General features: G+C 57.7%; 17 protein-coding genes and 1 pseudogene. 10 read left to right on the top strand and 8 right to left on the bottom strand.

Translation table 11 applies throughout. The features are described 5' to 3' along the window. Positions 1-146: 146 nt before the first annotated feature. On the bottom strand, positions 147-863 hold the full coding sequence (locus LEPTO7104_RS43420; protein ID WP_017302445.1) for a winged helix-turn-helix transcriptional regulator: 717 nt from the start codon (positions 861-863) through the stop codon (positions 147-149). 103 nt (positions 864-966) lie between these two features. Between LEPTO7104_RS43420 and LEPTO7104_RS0130935 the strand changes: the two genes are divergently transcribed. Genes LEPTO7104_RS0130935 through LEPTO7104_RS0130920 form a run of 4 tightly spaced genes read left to right on the top strand, consistent with a single transcriptional unit; the run spans position 967 to position 4,183 of the window. After that, positions 967-1,692: an alpha/beta fold hydrolase gene (locus tag LEPTO7104_RS0130935; RefSeq protein WP_017302444.1), complete on the top strand. Its 726-nt coding sequence runs from the start codon at positions 967-969 to the stop codon at positions 1,690-1,692. After that, the gene (locus LEPTO7104_RS0130930) at positions 1,689-2,273 is read left to right on the top strand and encodes an antibiotic biosynthesis monooxygenase (RefSeq protein ID WP_017302443.1); all 585 of its coding nucleotides are present in this window, start codon (positions 1,689-1,691) and stop codon (positions 2,271-2,273) included. Before LEPTO7104_RS0130935 ends, LEPTO7104_RS0130930 begins: the two co-directional genes overlap by 4 nt. Before the next feature lie 12 nt (positions 2,274-2,285). Further along, positions 2,286-3,863 carry a DJ-1/PfpI family protein gene (locus LEPTO7104_RS43415; RefSeq protein ID WP_017302442.1) on the top strand — a complete coding sequence of 526 codons (1,578 nt, stop codon included), beginning with the start codon at positions 2,286-2,288 and terminating at the stop codon, positions 3,861-3,863. Between the two features lie 2 nt (positions 3,864-3,865). Continuing rightward, on the top strand, positions 3,866-4,183 hold the full coding sequence (locus LEPTO7104_RS0130920) for a YciI family protein (protein WP_017302441.1): 318 nt from the start codon (positions 3,866-3,868) through the stop codon (positions 4,181-4,183). 42 nt (positions 4,184-4,225) lie between these two features. Here LEPTO7104_RS0130920 and LEPTO7104_RS0130915 read toward each other — a convergent pair whose 3' ends face one another. Continuing rightward, positions 4,226-4,483, bottom strand: coding sequence for a hypothetical protein (locus LEPTO7104_RS0130915; RefSeq protein ID WP_017302440.1), 258 nt, complete (start codon positions 4,481-4,483; stop codon positions 4,226-4,228). Positions 4,484-4,682: 199 nt separating this feature from the next. Here LEPTO7104_RS0130915 and LEPTO7104_RS0130910 point away from each other — a divergent pair, with 199 nt between their 5' ends. Continuing rightward, positions 4,683-5,207, top strand: coding sequence for a Dps family protein (locus LEPTO7104_RS0130910; RefSeq protein WP_017302439.1), 525 nt, complete (start codon positions 4,683-4,685; stop codon positions 5,205-5,207). A gap of 229 nt (positions 5,208-5,436) precedes the next feature. Here the strand turns inward: LEPTO7104_RS0130910 and LEPTO7104_RS41410 are convergent, their stop codons facing one another. Further along, positions 5,437-6,801 (bottom strand): AAA family ATPase, encoded by a 1,365-nt coding sequence (locus LEPTO7104_RS41410; RefSeq protein WP_196358212.1) that lies wholly within the window; start codon positions 6,799-6,801, stop codon positions 5,437-5,439. Positions 6,802-7,462: 661 nt separating this feature from the next. On the opposite strand from LEPTO7104_RS41410, the gene LEPTO7104_RS41405 reads away from it, so the two are divergent. After that, positions 7,463-7,906: a hypothetical protein gene (locus tag LEPTO7104_RS41405; protein WP_196358211.1), complete on the top strand. Its 444-nt coding sequence runs from the start codon at positions 7,463-7,465 to the stop codon at positions 7,904-7,906. A gap of 326 nt (positions 7,907-8,232) precedes the next feature. Here LEPTO7104_RS41405 and LEPTO7104_RS37695 read toward each other — a convergent pair whose 3' ends face one another. Together LEPTO7104_RS37695 and LEPTO7104_RS40855 are read right to left on the bottom strand one after the other, a co-directional pair. After that, complete coding sequence (locus tag LEPTO7104_RS37695; protein WP_017302437.1) at positions 8,233-9,459, bottom strand: TIR domain-containing protein; 1,227 nt, start codon at positions 9,457-9,459, stop codon at positions 8,233-8,235. After that, on the bottom strand, positions 9,456-9,743 hold the full coding sequence (locus LEPTO7104_RS40855) for a hypothetical protein (RefSeq protein ID WP_155524022.1): 288 nt from the start codon (positions 9,741-9,743) through the stop codon (positions 9,456-9,458). Before LEPTO7104_RS40855 ends, LEPTO7104_RS37695 begins: the two co-directional genes overlap by 4 nt. Before the next feature lie 428 nt (positions 9,744-10,171). Between LEPTO7104_RS40855 and pheT the strand changes: the two genes are divergently transcribed. The 3 genes from pheT to gloA all read left to right on the top strand — a co-directional run bounded on the left by pheT (position 10,172) and on the right by gloA (position 13,614). Beyond that, positions 10,172-11,803 carry a phenylalanine--tRNA ligase subunit beta gene (pheT, locus tag LEPTO7104_RS0130890; protein ID WP_017302436.1) on the top strand — a complete coding sequence of 544 codons (1,632 nt, stop codon included), beginning with the start codon at positions 10,172-10,174 and terminating at the stop codon, positions 11,801-11,803. A gap of 236 nt (positions 11,804-12,039) precedes the next feature. Beyond that, the gene (locus tag LEPTO7104_RS0130885) at positions 12,040-13,023 is read left to right on the top strand and encodes an SPFH domain-containing protein (protein WP_017302435.1); all 984 of its coding nucleotides are present in this window, start codon (positions 12,040-12,042) and stop codon (positions 13,021-13,023) included. Between the two features lie 159 nt (positions 13,024-13,182). Continuing rightward, the gene (gene gloA / locus LEPTO7104_RS0130880) at positions 13,183-13,614 is read left to right on the top strand and encodes a lactoylglutathione lyase (RefSeq protein WP_040698237.1); all 432 of its coding nucleotides are present in this window, start codon (positions 13,183-13,185) and stop codon (positions 13,612-13,614) included. Positions 13,615-13,708: 94 nt separating this feature from the next. Here gloA and LEPTO7104_RS0130875 read toward each other — a convergent pair whose 3' ends face one another. Together LEPTO7104_RS0130875 and LEPTO7104_RS0130870 are read right to left on the bottom strand one after the other, a co-directional pair. Next, complete coding sequence (locus LEPTO7104_RS0130875; protein ID WP_155524021.1) at positions 13,709-14,188, bottom strand: hypothetical protein; 480 nt, start codon at positions 14,186-14,188, stop codon at positions 13,709-13,711. Between the two features lie 268 nt (positions 14,189-14,456). Then, a complete protein-coding gene (locus LEPTO7104_RS0130870; protein WP_017302432.1) occupies positions 14,457-14,816 on the bottom strand; it encodes a hypothetical protein in 360 nt (119 codons plus the stop codon). A gap of 697 nt (positions 14,817-15,513) precedes the next feature. Between LEPTO7104_RS0130870 and LEPTO7104_RS0130865 the strand changes: the two genes are divergently transcribed. Further along, on the top strand, positions 15,514-15,801 hold the full coding sequence (locus tag LEPTO7104_RS0130865; protein ID WP_017302431.1) for a hypothetical protein: 288 nt from the start codon (positions 15,514-15,516) through the stop codon (positions 15,799-15,801). A gap of 658 nt (positions 15,802-16,459) precedes the next feature. Here LEPTO7104_RS0130865 and LEPTO7104_RS0130860 read toward each other — a convergent pair. Beyond that, positions 16,460-16,675 (bottom strand): annotated as a pseudogene (locus tag LEPTO7104_RS0130860) (IS110 family transposase); the annotation flags it as partial.

The raw sequence follows: 16,675 nt of genomic DNA, 5'->3' as shown, positions 1-16,675 counted from the left end.
ACCCTTATACTGCCGTAGGTTGGGTTAGCGTTAGTGTAACCCAACAAAACCGTTACTGGCGTTGGGTTTTCTCCCCTGGAGACGCTACGCGAACGCTTCGCTCAACACCAACCTACATCAGAACTTTTATCAGTCAATCAGGTCTGCTACAGTCCGTAGGTCAGGCTGGCCAGGGTGGCGATAAATTCGGTCAGATCGATCGGTTTGCCCATGCGAATTTGAAAACCAGCCCGGAGGGCCTGCCGCTGCTCCAGGCTGTGTTGGTGGATCAGGGCGATCGCTGGAATGGAGCGATCGCCCGGCTGCTCTAGCCCTCGGATATGCTGCATCAGCCCAAAGCCCTCCTCGGTACTGTCGGTTACGTCAATCACCAAAATTTCTGGCTGCTGCTGCTGAAACTGCGCCAGGGCCTCCGGGGCGGCGGCGACGAATACCTGCGATCGATAGGGCGCCAGGGCGGTCTGGAGGGCATTGGCCAAATCGACATCGCGGCTCACCAGAAGGAGCCGTGATGCCGTGACATTTAACCAGCTAAATTGAGCGCTGTGGAGATGGTTTTTGCCCCATTCACACATCAAATCGGTAATCGGAATCAGGGTGGCTCCGTAGGGGGTGAGGGAGTATTCAACCCGGCGCGGTTTCTCCCGGTAGGACTGCCGATCGACAAGCCCCGCCTCTACCAGTTCGCGGAGCTGCTGGGTGAGCACCTTGGAGGTAATGCCAAGCACCACCTGGCGCAGTTCGCCAAAGGTTTTGGCATCTCGCCGCAGCCACCACAAAATGACGCACTTCCATTTGCCGCCCAGGACGGCGATCGTCACTTCAATGGGGCAACCGTAGCGGGCGTCGGGGGCGCTGGCCATGGCAATTAGTATCCATTAGGTAACCATCTGTGGCCCGTGATAGGGTTTGGCGAGCTTTGCTGATGGATGAGCATTCTGATTATCTATTAGGAGGTTAGAACTGATGTCAAAGGAAATCTATGTACTGGTGCACGGTGCCTGGCTGGGCGGGTGGTGCTGGGATCGGGTGAGTGACCTGCTGAGTGCCGCCGGGCACACCGTTGTGGCGCCAGATCTGCCCGGCAGCGGTGCCGATCAGACCCCCATCGACCAGGTGACTCTGCAAAGCTACACCGACACTGTGGTGAAGACTGTCCAGGCCCAGGGACAGCCGGTTATTCTGGTCGGCCACAGCATGGGCGGGATTGTGATCTCCCAGGTCAATGAGGTCGTTCCCGACCGGGTGCGGGCAATGGTCTATGTGAGCGCCTACCTTTTGCAGGCGGGGGAGTCGCTCTACGGCAAAACCCAGGAGCCAGAACACGCCAGCTCTAAACTGTTTGCCAACTGGGTACAGACCTCTCCGGAGGTGGCCAGCATTAACCCCGGTGGGGTTAAAGAGGTATTTTGCGCCGACTGTAGCGATGCAGAGGTGGCGCGAATTAAAGCTAAAATGCGGCCCCAGGCGATCGCCCCCTTTGGCACCCCGCTGACCGTCAGCCCCGACGTGAACCAGTATGCGGAAAAGCGGTTCTACATCGAGACCACCGAGGACCAAACCGTTCCCAACGCTATTCAGCAGAAAATGTATACCGCCATGCCGGTCAAAGCGGTGATGACCATGGCGACCAGCCATTCCCCCTTTGCCGCCAATCCCCAGCAGCTGGTTGAGTTTTTGACCGCCCTATGACGCCCCTGAGCGATGCCGAAGGCCCCGTCACCGTTATGATCTCACGGCGAATTAAGCCCGATCGAAAAGCCGATTTTGAAACCTGGCTGGCGGGCATTACCCAGGCCGCCCACGGCTTTCCGGGCTACCTGGGAGCCAATGTGATCCAGCCCAGCAGTGCTGCCCAGCCTGAATTTGTCACCATCTTTCGGTTTGATTCCTACAGCCACCTGATGCAGTGGGAGAATTCGAGCGTGCGGCAGCGCTGGCTGGCGCTGGCCGACGACATGGCCGAGAGCGAGAGCCAGGTGCAGCGTCTGCCGGGGCTGGAGTTCTGGTTTACGCCGCGCGATCGCGCCGCGCCGCCCACCCCACCGCGCTACAAGATGGCGATCGTGCTGACGCTGGTGATTTTTCTGCTCTCTCTAGTCTTTACGCCCCTGGTTAAGGTCGTACTGAGCGGCCTGCCGCCGCTGCTGGCCAAGCTGCTGGGGGTGGCCGTCCAGGTGGTGCTGCTGACCTACGTGATTTTGCCCCGCCTGACCAAACTGCTGGCCCGCTGGCTGTTTGCGACTCGTGCCCCTAAACGCCCCTCTAGATAACGAGAAAAATCGATGACCCACATCTTAATTGTGACCACCAGCCACGATCGCTTTGGCGACGAAGATCCCCTGCCCACCGGGGTCTGGCTCGAAGAGTTCGCCGTCCCCTACATGGAATTTCTCCATAGCGGCATCGATATGACCATCGCCAGCCCCAAAGGAGGGCCAATTCCCATTGACCCGCGCAGCGCCCCCACGGATGAGCAGGCGCAGGCGTGGCAAGGGGCGATCGCGGCGGGCCAGCACACGGTCAAGCTGGCCGAGGTGCAGTCCGCCGATTTTGACGGTATCTTTCTGCCCGGCGGCCATGGCCCCATGTTTGACCTGCCCGACAACCCCGACTTGCAGCGGCTGCTGCGCGAGTTTTATGAGGCCGACAAGCTGATTGCGGCGGTCTGCCACGGCCCCGCCGGGCTGGTGGGGGCCACCCTGGCCGATGGCACCCCCCTGGTGAGCGGCAAAATTCTCACCGCCTACACCTACTCAGAAGAGGTGGCGGCCCAGCTGGATCAGTCGGTGCCCTTCATTTTGGAGCACCGCCTGCGGGAGCTGGGGGCTGACTTCATCGCCCACCCCAACAGGGCCGACCACGTGGAGTACGGCGGCAAGCAGGGAAAATTAATTACCGGCCAGAACCCGAACTCCAGCGCCAGCATTGCCCAGGCCATGGTCGCCGCGCTGAGCAACCAGCTGCCGCCCATTTTTGCCAAGGCGCCCGTCGCCGTTGCCCCCGCCCAAACCCTCGCCGAGTTCCCCGTCAACACCTTTTTAGAAAATATTGCCGTGGCGGCCAGCGGCGATCTGTTCGTCACCAGCTACGAGGAAGGCAAAATCTATCGCATTACCCCAGCGGGGGCGGTCAGCGACTACGCCACCATCCCCAGCAGCGCGGCGGGGTTAGCGTTCGATCGCCAGGGCAATCTGCTGGTGGCGGGGGTGGCGGAGGACAAAATTCCCACCCTGTATCGCATCAAGGACGGGATCGCAGAACCCGTGGTGGCGATCGCGGGCGCCATCTTCCTCAACGGCATGACCTACCTGACGGGCGATCGCTACCTGATTGCCGACTCCTACAAAGGGGCAATTTGGGAGGTAGATGTGGCCGCCCAAACCGCCAAAATCTGGGTGCAGCACGAGCGGCTGGCGCGATCGGATGCCAACCATCCCTTCCCCGCCGTCAACGGCATCAAGCGCTATGGCGACATGCTGTATGCCACCAATACCCAGCGGCAGCAGCTCCTCCGCATCCCCATCCAGGGCGACCACACCGCCGGAACCCCCGAACGCTGGCTCACCAACGTCAATCTCGATGACTTTGCCTTCGATGTCAACGGCACCCTGTACGCCACCACCCACGTCTACAACAGCGTGGTATCAATTTCACCAGCGGGGGAGGTGACCACGATCGCCACCGCCGCCGAGGGGGTCGCTGGCAGCACGGCCCTGGCCTTTGGCCGCACCGGGGCCGATCGCACCCGACTCTACGTCACCACCAACGGCGGCATGTCCCTGCCGCTGCCCACCGGGGTCGAAGCGGCCAGGGTCGTGGGCCTAGAGGTTGGCGTGCCAGGACTCACCCTAGGAGAATAACCATGCAGTTTGCCATTCAGTGCGTGCTGGCCAGCGATGTCGAGGCGCAGCGGCTCTCGCTCCGGCCTACCCACCTGCGCTACCTGGAAGCCCACAAGAATCAGATCTACTGCGGCGGGCCAACCGTTGGGTTAGACGGTCAGCCCGAAATGATGCTGATTATTCTGACCGCCCCCGATCGCGCTGCCGCTGAGGCCTTTATTGACGCAGAGCCCTACAACCGGGCCGGGGTCTTCGCCCAGGTGAGCCTGCGAGAGTGGCGGCGGGTGCTGCCAGAATCTGAGCCTGGCGAGTTGCTCAAGGAAATCGAGCGGTCGTAGGGTTGGGGGCTGTCGTTTTGCGATCGCCGGAAAGGGCCACCCCTACAGGTCGCTGGGGCTGTCGGGGGCAACCTCCATGCCGCGCTCTGCGCGCAGTATGGACGGCTCATCATCGACCAAATCCGCAAGCCCGTCGATATCCACATTCATTTCGCTACAGGCAGACCTGAGCGCCGCCTGAAATTTAGCCGTATCATCGCCGTAGCCGCAGCGCTCGGTGGCGATCGCAAGCCCTTCAGTGGCGTTGGCCCGCGCGCAGTCTACCAAAATCACACCGGTCAGCGGAGATGAACTAGCCATAGAAAATCGATCTAGAGACGTCTTTCTCCCAAACTATTACTATTGACTTCCCCCTACATCTAACCCGCGAGGGACTTGTCTGGCAGAAACAATCGGAGGAGAGAGACTGCAACCAGGCCATTTCCCACAGCGGATAGATGAGACTTCTAGCGCACTGCGTTTAAATGAAACGGAACGCAGAAACGAGATTATTGAATTTATGAGCATTAACATTGGCCTAACCGAGCAGCAGCGCCAGGGCGTTGTCGACATTCTCAACAAAGTCTTAGCCGACGCCTACCTGCTTTTGATCAAAACAAAGAAATATCACTGGGATGTAGTTGGACCTCAGTTCCGCACCCTCCACGAGCTGTGGGAAGAGCACTACGAAGCTCTCACAATTAGCATTGACTCCATCGCCGAGCGAGTGCGCATGCTGAACGGCTACCCCTTGGGCACTGCCGACGGCTTCCTAAAGAATGCTTCTATCAAAGAGCACCCCGGCGATTTGCCTAATGCCGAGGAAATGGTTCAGCGGTTGGTTACAGACCACGAGCAAGTTATTCGCAACCTGCGCCAGTACGTCGATCAAACCTCCGAAGAGTTTCACGACGAAGGCACCTCCGACTTTCTCATCGGCCTGATGGAAGACCACGAAGAAATGGCCTGGATGCTGCGCTCCTTCATCGATGGTGCCTCCTTTGAATCCAGCGGCAAGCGCGACAAAGAGCTGGTCAGCAAGTAAGCACAGTCAGGCCCTGGTGGCCCGGTTTGGCCCAACCCTTTTACCTCCCGTCGTCCAAACTTTCTTCTTTTGAAAAGCGCTGCGGCGACGGGGGTAAAAAGTCTGAGATGCCAGGCTTAAGGCTATGCCCTCAGCGCTGAATTTCACACTCTTTACCCTCCCATCTACCCCACCCCCGGCCTCTTGGCATCAAGAGCCTGGGGGTGGGGTATTTGTGCATATCAAACCCCTAGGTCGCTTGATGCACAACCCAGCGACGAAACACCTCCACAATTATCCTGGCAGTACCCTCGTACACCCGCACCACATCGTGATTTTCCAGCGTCGCTAAAGCAGCAGCCGCGAAGGTGGTTTGATCTATCCCAGCATTGAGCTGAAGGTCGTTTACCGTTAGCCCCTTGGCGTGGGGAGCCAGAGCTTTGAGCAAAGCGTGCTGCCCTGGCGCATCGTGGCTGGCCTGAGCCCACACGCCAGCAAAGTAGGGTTTGCCCTGGGCAAAAAACTCGGGCCGCTCAACCACAGCCTGTACATCTGCAACGGAGAATTTGGCCTCGCGCTTTTGCCGCTGCTCAAACACCTGGTCGTTGTAGCGGCGCACCAGCTGAAAGCCCAAAAGCTGAGTCAGGTAGGGCTGCCCGGCGGTAAGCGCATAAATTAAATCCAGTGCCTCGTAGTCGTAGTCGAGGGGGAAGTCGCCGCCGGGGTTGGGCAGCAGAGTCTGCACGGTGGTCTGCTTAAAGAAATCGACTTTGATGGGAATCACGCTGGCAAAGAAGGGTTGAAAATAATCGGCGGACATTTCTTGCAGGGTATGCAGCCCGGCGAAGGCAAAGCCGACTTTGGGGCTGTCTTGCACCAGCCCCCGCAGATAGGCCATGAAGCTGGCCTCTAGCTTGCCTGCTTCGATTAACTCCTCAATTTTTTCAAATTCATCCAGGGCAATAATCAACCCTTCGCCGTCGGCCAGGGAATTGGTGGCGCGGCGCAAAAAGCGTTCGAAGCTGCGGGCAGGGCTGTTGGTCATGTCAGCATCGCGGGGCGGGGGAATAGCCAGAGTTGCCGCCACCTGGTCGCTAATAGCTAGCAGCACATCGCTGAGGTTATCGGCCCCGGCAGACTTGAGCAGGTTGACGTAGGAAACCCGCAACCCTGAGCCCAGCACCTGGGCCACGTTTTTGAGAATTGAGGTTTTGCCCATGCGGCGGTGGCCGTAGATGACGACGGATTGCAGGTGGTTGCCCATCAGCCAAAGTTCTTGGAGCTGTCGCATGATGTCGTCGCGGCCCACGAACAGATCGCCCTCTACCGGGTCGCCGATGACGTAGGGGTTTTGTACAGGCTGGGTGATGGCCGCTTCGCCAACTTCGGCGGTGATTTCGAGCAGGGCCGCTTGCCAGGTTTTGGCAATTTTGATGACCAGGCCCCGCTCAGCCTCAGGTAGGTCGGCTTCGTGTTCAAGGATATGTTGCAGCTCGCCCAATGCCCGGTTGCTGGCAAAAGCACGAGCCGATCGAGAGGTGCTAAAGTAAACAGTTTTAGTGTCTGAAATGACATGATAAAAGCGACGGATCACTTCCCAGGTTTGGGGGCGCAAGGTGCGATTCAGAGGAAGTTCTGGCAGATCGATAGCAGCAGTTTGTTCAGTGGTTTTGGCAGCGTCAAAAAGGCCGAGGAGGCTAGCAAGGCCGTGCATTTCTTCGCCGTGACGAATGTCACAAATGACTGCAAATGCTTGGGCTGCTGCGGAGGGCTGATCTTCATGAAGGTACCAAAAGCCAGCAGCAGCAGCGCGGGTAGGGTTACCTAGGCGCAAAGATGTGTTCAATCTTGATGTTAGCTTTCTCCTGATCCATGGAAACAAAAAAAACAGTATCTCTAAAAACTCGAACTTAAACGTATTATTGAGGGATGCTGAAGTAAATCGAATAAGCTTCCAGTCACTTACCGACTGTGTTAATCGAGCCAAACTCACCAAGCATTCATCATGTGGAAGACGATTTAGGCCATCATAGATGGCACTTGCAACCACGCTAAATTGAAAAGTATAGTTCAATAATTCATTCGCATTATTACCAACAATCTCCCAGTCATTGCACATATTCTGTTTTAACAGTCTAAAATTACATCGCAAGGGAATTAAAGTGGTTGATGCAATTTCAGGTATATGTCTTTGAGTTCCGAAAAGCTTTAATAGACCTGCCAGAAGCCAGCCATCAGGCCTCAAGAATAAAATAATTGACGATAAAATTATAGAAATGCCAAAAACGAGAGAGAACGTTAATCCAAATGCCAAAATATATTTCTTCAGCATAGATATTGTTGCAGCAGTAATAATTATTGTTGCCGCCGCGCATCCAATTGCTGAGCCTATTGCTGCATTGCCTAGTAAGGCGGCCATTGAGTTCGATACAATTCCTAGAAACATTCCAAATAGAACCCCAGTTATCACCCCACTCACGAGGCCTAATGCAATAATCTCTGGGAATATCTCCCCTAAAGCTGCCAAACATCTATCCAGAAGTCCAGATTTTGCGACTCCTACAAAGATACTTGCTGATATGCAAAAAGATATGCTGAGTGTGACATCTAGTACGACAACTGAAACCACTTCGAAAAGTATTCCAGAAACTATACTCAATCCCATCAAGGATGTGATGCTTAATATTGATAAAAACCAGTTGACGGAATCGAATAGCTGATCTACTAATTGGAGAACGAAGATTAGGGGAATTGTTGCCAGAAAAATTCCCTGAAGTAAGAGATTCAGTTGAACTTGGTCAGCCTGAAAGAATGCCAATCTTTTACGCCATATTATGTCGTCTTTAGCAACCTCCCTCTCCCCAAATCGATTTACATACCACCGCAGGGCTTGAGGAAAATAAAATACCCAAAACAGCAGCCGCAGATAATCGAGAGGATTCCATAGTGAGAGGGGGCGGTTGAGTTTGGGGGATAAGTCTAGGCGTAAGTTAGCTAAATTATCTTTAGGCATGATGGAGGTGGTGGGCGGTGCCCGTCCTAAAAGTTATGAGAGTTTTTCGCGAAAGAGGGCATTGCAGAGCTGCATTAGGTCCTTGGGTCGGCCCTCGCAGATAGAGATAATGTTAGTAATTTCATTGTTGCTGAAGCGAATGGGGGTAGAGGCTAGTCGGATATCAATAAACTGATGCACCATCTCTGCTGACCAGGGTTGCACTTGTTCTTCCCAACAAATTCCATGTAGGGGCGATACCATCCCATCGTCATAGCTATCAGGAAATAGATTTTCAAGCGAGTCACGGGCAGCCAGTACTAGACGCAGAGGAGCGTCTTTGCCTTCCGATAGACCGCGCAGTTGGTCGCGCACCCTGCGTGAAAATTCGTCCTGCACAATGCGCTCGACCTCATCCAAAATTAGCAGCAGGCGCTTGTCTCGCAGAGCGCGGTTGAGATTGTTGCCACGAGTGTCTTCGGCAATGCCGGTCTGAGCGCACAGCTCTTCATAGAACTCTTCTTCGCTAAATAGCATCACCAGGTTGATGATGACGGGCTGTCGAGGTGTGGTGAGCTGCTGCTCGGCGCGACGGGCCACCTCACGCAACAGCGACGACTTACCCATATTGCGATCGCCAATTAGTGCCACATTGCTGCCGCTATTGAGGACCTCAAAAATGCGGTTGAGGATGCGATCGCAGTCAAAAAACTGTGCCGCCTCATCCACTGCCCCAGTTAAAGGCAAAAACGGATTCTCTGTATGAACTCGGCCTGGAAAGCCGCCTTTACCTAGGGCTGGTCTCAGTTTCGATACCTGCGCCAAAAGGCGCTGGGGAAACATCGGTCGATTCTCAGGCTTACCCCGTTTCTTTAGGGCTGCTGCAATTCCTTCCAAAATTGATCGCTCAGCATCTTCCTCCGCCTTACCGACAATATCGATGTAGATAATCTGGCCCAGCAGCCCTGTGGGCTTGCATTCCCCTATCCGAATTGAAATCAGCCGACTGTCACGCGATCGCGGGTCTTGGCGAAAGGCGGCGGCCCACTCGGCCTGGGTAAAGTTGGCCTGGAGGTAGTTGTCGGAGAGCACGGCAATGGTGCGATCGCACCCGGTCGCCCCCTCATTCATTTCCAGCACAAAGTTTTTTCCAGCCGTAAAATCCCACGCTTGCAGGTGAACCGTGTAGCCGCTCTCCTCCAAAATCCAGGCGATCCACTCGGCCCAGACCCCATCGGGGGTGGCGTAGCTAATGAAAAAGTCTCGCTGGCCATCGGTCATAGCACCAGAGCCCTCGGTGCCAGGCGGTCTAGCTGCTGCGGTTGACTCCTGCGATCGCCCCTCCAAGCCTGAGTCGGTGTTTGCTGAAGGGGCGGCAGAGGGTTTAGCACAGTAGCCAGAGAGGTTCTAAGCGCGGCCAACCCAGGGCCAAGTGGGCCTTCTAGCCAGTCAAACAGAGCAGGCACCCGCTGCCCCTGGGCCGCACTCGGCGGCGGCAGGTTCCCCCTGGGTGGGTTGAGGTCAAACACCACCGCCTCAAACTGAGGGCCAGGAAGATTGAGCAAAAACTAATATAACTCGATGCGCCCTTGGGGAATTGCCATAGCCTGGAAAACTGAAGTCTACGTGTGCCGGTCTAGCTATGCTGGTTTAGCTGCGGAGGAACCGCATTTTGAAAAATTGCCCTCAAAAACAAAACTTTTTCTGCGATCGCGAGCCAAGCCCCGCGCCAGCAATAGATAATTTCCCTTAACTATAGTCTCAACCCCAAAATCGAGCTAATCCAGCCCCAATCCACCCCCCACCATCCCCACCTCCCCCACTCCCCCACGCCCCCACCTGCCCCACACCCCAACCTCCCCACGCCACCACGCTCCCACGCCCCCACGCCACCACGCTCCAACTCCATCACTCCCCCACCTACCCCACCCCATCACGCCCCACGCTCCCACGCCCCCACGCCCCCACGCCCCCACGCCCCCCACCCCCTCCCATGCCCACCGTCACCTTCCCCCTCCCCTACCTCCAGCGCCTCACCACCACCAACCCCGATCGCCTCGCCCAGCAGGCCTTCGACTACGGCCTCGACGCCACCCTGGGCGAACAAACCCTGGAGGTTGAGGTAACCGCCGAACGGCCCGACCTGCTGGCGGCAGAAGGCTTTACCCGCGCCATCAACATCTACAACGGTCTGGCCCGTTCCGTGCCCGATCAGCTTATGCCCTCGGGCCGCCAGATAACCGTGCGGCCCGAAGTTCTGCCCCTGCGGCCCCACATTGCCGCCCTGGTGGTGCGCGGGGCCGATCTGCAAAACGGCGGCCTGGAGGTACTGGTGCAGTTTCAGGAAAAAGTGACCCAGACCTTTGGCCGCCAGCGCAAGAAAATTGCGATCGGCGTCTACGACCTCGATCGCATCAGCGGTGACTTAACCTACGGCGCAGAACCCCTAGACGCGCTGACCTTTATGCCCCTGCACGGCAGCGAACCGATGACCGCCCGGCAGATACTACAGGAACACCCCGCCGGCAAAACCTACGGCCACACGCTGCCGGAGAACGGCCATGCCCCGGTGCTGCGCGATGCCAGCGGCACCGTGCTCTCCATGCCGCCGATTATCAACGCGGCGGGGGCGGGGGAGGTCACTGACCAGAGCCGCAACTTGCTCATTGATGTCACCGGCATTTTGGCGCAGACCGTGCAAGAGACCGCCAACATTTTGGCCCACAACTTTTTAGACACCGGGGCCGAAGTGCAAACTGTGGAGATTGTGGCGGCTGAGGGCGCGATCGCCACGCCCACCCTGGCCCGCCGCCCGGTGCCGTTCTCCGCCAAGTACCTGAACGAAATCATGGGCACCGCCATTCCCAAAGGTGGCCTGGGCAAGGTGCTCTCGCGCATGGATCTAGACGTGAGCGGCACCGATGTGGTGCATGTGCCCACCTACCGCACCGACATCTTTAGCCAGGTGGACATTGCGGGCGATCTGCTGGTTGCGATCGGCATTGCCAACCTCCAGGCCGAGCCGCTGGCCGTCAAGTTTCACCTGGGGGAGGCCGACCCTCTGCGGCAGGTCATGTTCAGGGTGGGCGACCTGGCCCAGCGCATGAAGCTGACCGAGGTGAAAAGCTTTGTGCTCACCGACCCCGACATGCTCGACCTGTTTGCCGCCGCCTACGTACAGACCGGCAACGCCAAAAGCCGCACCTACAGCGCCGCCCGCACCACCCTCCAGGCCGGGCTGCTCGATATTTTGGCCCGCAACATCAGCGCCCCCAAGCCCATCAACATCTACGAGACGGGGGAAGTGCTGCGGTTTACAGCCTCGGGAGACATTCACGAAAGCCAGTGCTGGGGCTTTGCCAGCCTCGATGCCCGCGCCTCGTTTACCACCGCCAAAGCCTACATGCAGACCATGCTCAAGGCCCTGGGAGTCAGCTACGAGCTGGCGGTGTGCGACGCGACCTACTACATTCCAGAGCGGGCGGCGACGGTGCTAGTTGATGGCCGAGCGGTGGGAGAATTTGGCGAAATTCACCCCCAGGTGCTGGAGCATTTTTCCTTTCCTGAACCAGTCTGCACCGGGGAATTAGACTGCACCGCCAGCAGGATCAAAACCTTGTTCTAGGGGCTGTTATCTATCAATTAAACGCCAGTGGCCTAAGAATCAGCGGTTACAGCCCCTAGCCTGTCTTTTGGGTCGGGCGTGGCAACGCCTGTGGCGTAAGGATTGTAGCGAGAATTGATGACACGCCCTAAAAACGCGGTGATCAAATATTACGGTTGCGCACAAAATTGTGACGCAACCCTCTACCCCGTCTGGGTTTAGCTAGCTTAGTTAGCATCCCCCCGGCAGGCACCGCCATGACAGCATCATCTCCCGAGCAGACTAACCGCGTTTACGCAAAACCCACCGAAGGCCATATCTCCCTGGGGCGAGGGGTGCGGCAGGTGTTGTTTCTCTTGCCCATGGCGCTGTTGTTTGCCGTACTGGTCTTTGGGTTATCCCCCCGTCAGCGGCCTGCGGGACTGACGGCTGGAGTGATTGTGGCGGTAGTCTGGGGCTGGGTGGTCGGCGGCGTGCGGGTGGCCGCCGAATGGGAGCGGGGGGTGATCTTGCAGCTCGGCAAAATTCAGGATGTGCGAGGGCCGGGGCTGCTGTACGTGGTGCCGGTGATAGAGTCGGTGCAGTTTATCGACACCCGCACCCTGGTGATCAACATTCCGCGCCAGAAGGTGATTACCCAAGACAACGTGCCCGCCGAAATTGACAGCGCCCTGTTTTTCAAGGTCAGCGATGCCGAGAAGGCGGTGGTCTCGATTCAAGATTTTCGCTTTGCGGTGTCGCAGTATGCCCAGGCGGCGCTGCGGGATGTGGTGGGCGGGCTGTCGCTGGATGAACTGCTGTCGGAGCGGGAGCAAATTCAGGCCCAGATTGGCACCATTGTGGAAGACCATGTGCAGGAGTGGGGTATGCACATCGACTCCATTCGCCTGCAAGACATTGAGCTACCCGAAGACCTGAAGCGAATGATGTCGCGCCAGGCCTCGGCGGAGCGCGAGAAACGGGCCACCATTACCAAGGCAGACGGCGATCGCCTCGCCGCCCAAAGCCTCGCCGCCGCCGCCCAGATCATGGAATCCAACCCCATCGCCCTGGAGCTGCGCACCCTGCAAAGCATCGATGGGTTGGGAGCCAGCCCGTCGAACACGGTAATTTTGTTTCCGGTGGAAATGTCTAAGACCCTGGAGGTGCTGCGCAATAGAGCGGGAGCATTAGGGGATGAGAGCAGGGGGAGCGCGGGAGCCGGGGGGCAGGGGAGTGGGGGAGACGGGGGAGATGGTTAGCGGCAGTTCGGATATATCAGACACTTAGGCAACTGTCAGATTGCTTACCCCAGATGCTCCCCTGCCCCTCACGCGCCCTCGCCCCCTCGCTCCCCATTGACTAGAGGCATGGTCATAATGGTAGAGGTCATTGACGAAATCTACGAGATCGAACTCACCATGCGACTACTACACACCATGCTGCGGGTCGGCGACCTGGATCGTTCTCTCAAGTTTTACTGCGACGTGCTGGGCATGACGCTGCTCCGCAAGAAAGACTACCCCGGCGGCGAGTTTACCCTGGCCTTTGTCGGCTACGGCGAGGAGTCTGACACCGCCGTCATTGAGCTGACCTACAACTGGGGCGTAGAGTCCTACGATTTGGGCACCGCCTATGGCCACATTGCCCTGGGCGTAGACGACATCTACGGCACCTGCGAGAAAATTAAGACCATGGGCGGCCAGGTGGTGCGCGAACCCGGCCCCATGAAGCACGGCTCGACGGTGATTGCCTTCGTGCAAGACCCCGACGGCTACAAGGTAGAGCTGATTCAACTGGGCAGCTCCGAAGGGCACCGCAAAGCCGCCGAGCCTGAAATGGCGGTGAGCTAGGCAAGGCTGAACCGATCGCCAGCTAAGATCCCCCCGCCCCATGCCCAGGGAATTCGGTGGGATCTTAGCGTCAGGCGCGTCTGGGAACTCGTTTCTAAAACGCGTAGTTGATGGTGGCGGTAAATTCGGTGTCGGTGTCACCGGGCTTAAACAGCACGCTGCCGTTGAGGTCGACCACCACGTTGCGGGTAATGCCCCAGTCGAGCCCGGCGGTAATCATCGGGTCGATGGTGGATCGGCCATCGGCGTTGTAGGCGACCCCGGCCCCGGCGTAGGGGTAAAGCGCCTGGTCGAGGACGTAGTCTACAGAAATGGGCAGCCGCAGCTCGGTATTGCTATCGAATACGACCTCCGGGCGCACGGAGAGCGTCGTTCTACCGCCCAGGTCGGTAATTTTGGCTTTGGAATCGAGCACAAACGAGGTATTGTCGTTAAACCCAGCTCGAATACCGGCACCAACGTAGTAGTCTGGGGGCGAGTAAGTAGGAGACAACTGAGCGTCGGCGGCATCGGCGGCGATCGCGCCCACCGATAGCATCGCCAACGTCGACAGCAAAGCGAACTTACCTTTCATCATCACTCCTCACAGGTAACGGGGCTGACCACCCAGGGGTGTTCGCAGATTATTTTCAGCGGTTTCGGCGCGAAATCCTGCCAAATTTTGGGGTCAGCGGACCAAATTGAATAAAGGGTTTGTAAGGTTTCTGAGCCTGCCTGGGAGCTGAGGCCCGCGATCGCTAGCGATGCAGCACGAGGATTTTTCCCTATGGAAAAGGCCCGTAAGCATCACCTACGAGCCTTTAAGTTTTGATTTTGGAAATAGCGGTGGCCAGTTTGCTGCCCTAGGCTGCCGATCGCCGGGGACGCTTGCGATCAGACTTTTTCTTGTAGCCGACGGCCTGGGCCTCGTCGCTGTCGGAGCCGTAGATCCCCCGCACGAGTTCTTTCATAGCTAGCACGTTGTTGTGGAACTGCCACTCGGCCAGGCGAGCTCTGTCGGCGGCGGCCCTGGCGCGCACCATGATTTCAGTTTCTGCATCCTGGGCGGCAATCATCTCGGCGTAGTCGCTCTGGAGCCCTTCGAGGCTGGTCTCGGGACGCCCGGATGTGTAGCCGACAATGGTGCGCGCGCCGCGTAGGGAATCCAAATCTTGGTCGATGTAGTCGGGCCGCAAACGGCGGCTGGTGTCAGTATTGGGCATGGCTGTAGTGCTCCTTAATGGCAGTACAAAAGGTGGCTAGAAACTCGGGTTGGCGGCAGGGCTGGGGAGGCTCCCCCTTTGCTCAGGGCAATGTGCCCGCTGCCCCTGCCAATCCGGAAAATTTGGCGCCGCTTTACAGAAGAAATATCAGCAGGCGGTGCTGAATGAAGCGTCGATGATGGTGAAGCATAACCACCCCTGTGATTGCTTCGCGATCGCCTGTGATTGCTTCGCGTTGGGCTGTGATTGCTTCGCGATCGCCTGTGATTGCTTCGCGTTGGGCTGTGATTGGTTCGCGTTGGGCTGTGATTGCTTCGCGCTGGGGTGTACTTGCTTCGCGATCGCTCGTACTTGGTTCGCGTTTCTGGTGCCCAGGCTCTGCCGCTAGATCAGAGCCTGGAACAGGCTAGTGTTAAGCTTCACAACGGACTTGCGGTCTGTAGCAATTTTGACTTGCTGTGGGGTTCGCAATACGCTACAGTCCTCAATTAGAGTTGTCAGCGTACAGCTCGATTCCCAAAATTTGGTCGGACGCTGATGGCAGGTGCGTCAACACCCACCACCAGCTGACCCCTTCGACAGGGCTAGCTGTCTGGGAGGCTGAGTACTATGTTACTCTGGCCGCTCTGAACCGCTTATGTCTGGGAGCGGCCAAGTTTTGGGTTTCCTACCCATCCGTTTCTTGGAGGAAACCCCAATGTTGTGTTTGCCATTTTTGGCGTCGTCGGCCCGTGCGGGCGCGGCGACCCCGCTGCTGCTTGCAAATCCTGACCTGCTGCCGGAGCGGGAGCGATTGCGCCATCTGGTGATTGGTTCGCCGGAGGGGGTTAGGTCGACCATTCACACGCTGCATGTGCTGGGCTATGCGGAACAGGCCGCCTGGAGCCAGCTGGTGACGATTCCCTCATCGGGGATTTTGATTACCCCAGCCCAGGGGGAGGTGTTTAGTCTGCTGCGGCGCGACAGGCCAAGGCTAGACCCGTAGACCGCTGTAGGGTGGTTTCGCCCCATCGAACGCTCTACAAGCTCGATTATGCGTAGGGTGTGTTCCCGGCCTCAGGCCCACTCGGCAAGGGTGCAATGCCCTTTGCTGTGGACGGAACGCACCGCTTACGTCAGGCGAGAAGCCCGCTATCGTGAGCGGTGCATTGCGGCCCAGGGGCAGAGTCTGTGGGGCTTTGCGTGGATCTGTGGGCCGGGAATGCACCCTACGGACGGAGGAGATTACTCACGATAAAAATGGGTGGTGGCTTCGTTTTCGCCCCATCGAGCGCTTTAAAAGCTCAATTATGCGTAGGGTGTGTTCCCGGCCTCAGGCCCACCGGGCGAGAGCGCAATGCTCTACGCTATGGCCGGAACGCACCGCTTGCGTCAGGCGAGAAACCTGCTATCGTGAGCGGTGCATTGCGGCCCAGGAGCAGAACCTGTGGGGCTTTGCGCGGATCTGTGGGCCGAGAATGCACCCTACGGATGGAGGAGATTACTCCCAATAGAAGTGGGCGGTGGTTTTGTTTTTCTCTGATTGGGTGGTTGAACTCAGTGGGGTGGTGGGCAATGCCCACCCTACGCCTATAGGGTGGTTTCGCCCCATCGAACGCTCTACAAGCTCAATTATGCGTAGATACTGTGTTGGCCCGAGATCGTCAAGGGACAGCCAAGGCCGATTTTTGGGGTTTCAGCTTTTCAGGATCGTAGAGTTGACCTGAGGACAACACGCCGTAGACGATACGAATGAGCTTGTGCATAGCAGCGCCGATAATCGCCATTTTGGTTTTGCCCGCCGCCGTTAGGCGCTCACACCAAGGGTGAAGTTCTCGGGCATGGCGCAGGAAGGCGATGGCCGGGAAATACAGCGCTTT

It is taken from the genome of Nodosilinea nodulosa PCC 7104 (assembly GCF_000309385.1).
GTDB classification, from domain to species: Bacteria; Cyanobacteriota; Cyanobacteriia; order Phormidesmidales; family Phormidesmidaceae; genus Nodosilinea; species Nodosilinea nodulosa.
The sequence above is the reverse complement of the archived record's forward strand: the minus strand, read 5'-3'. Positions and strand labels throughout refer to the sequence as shown.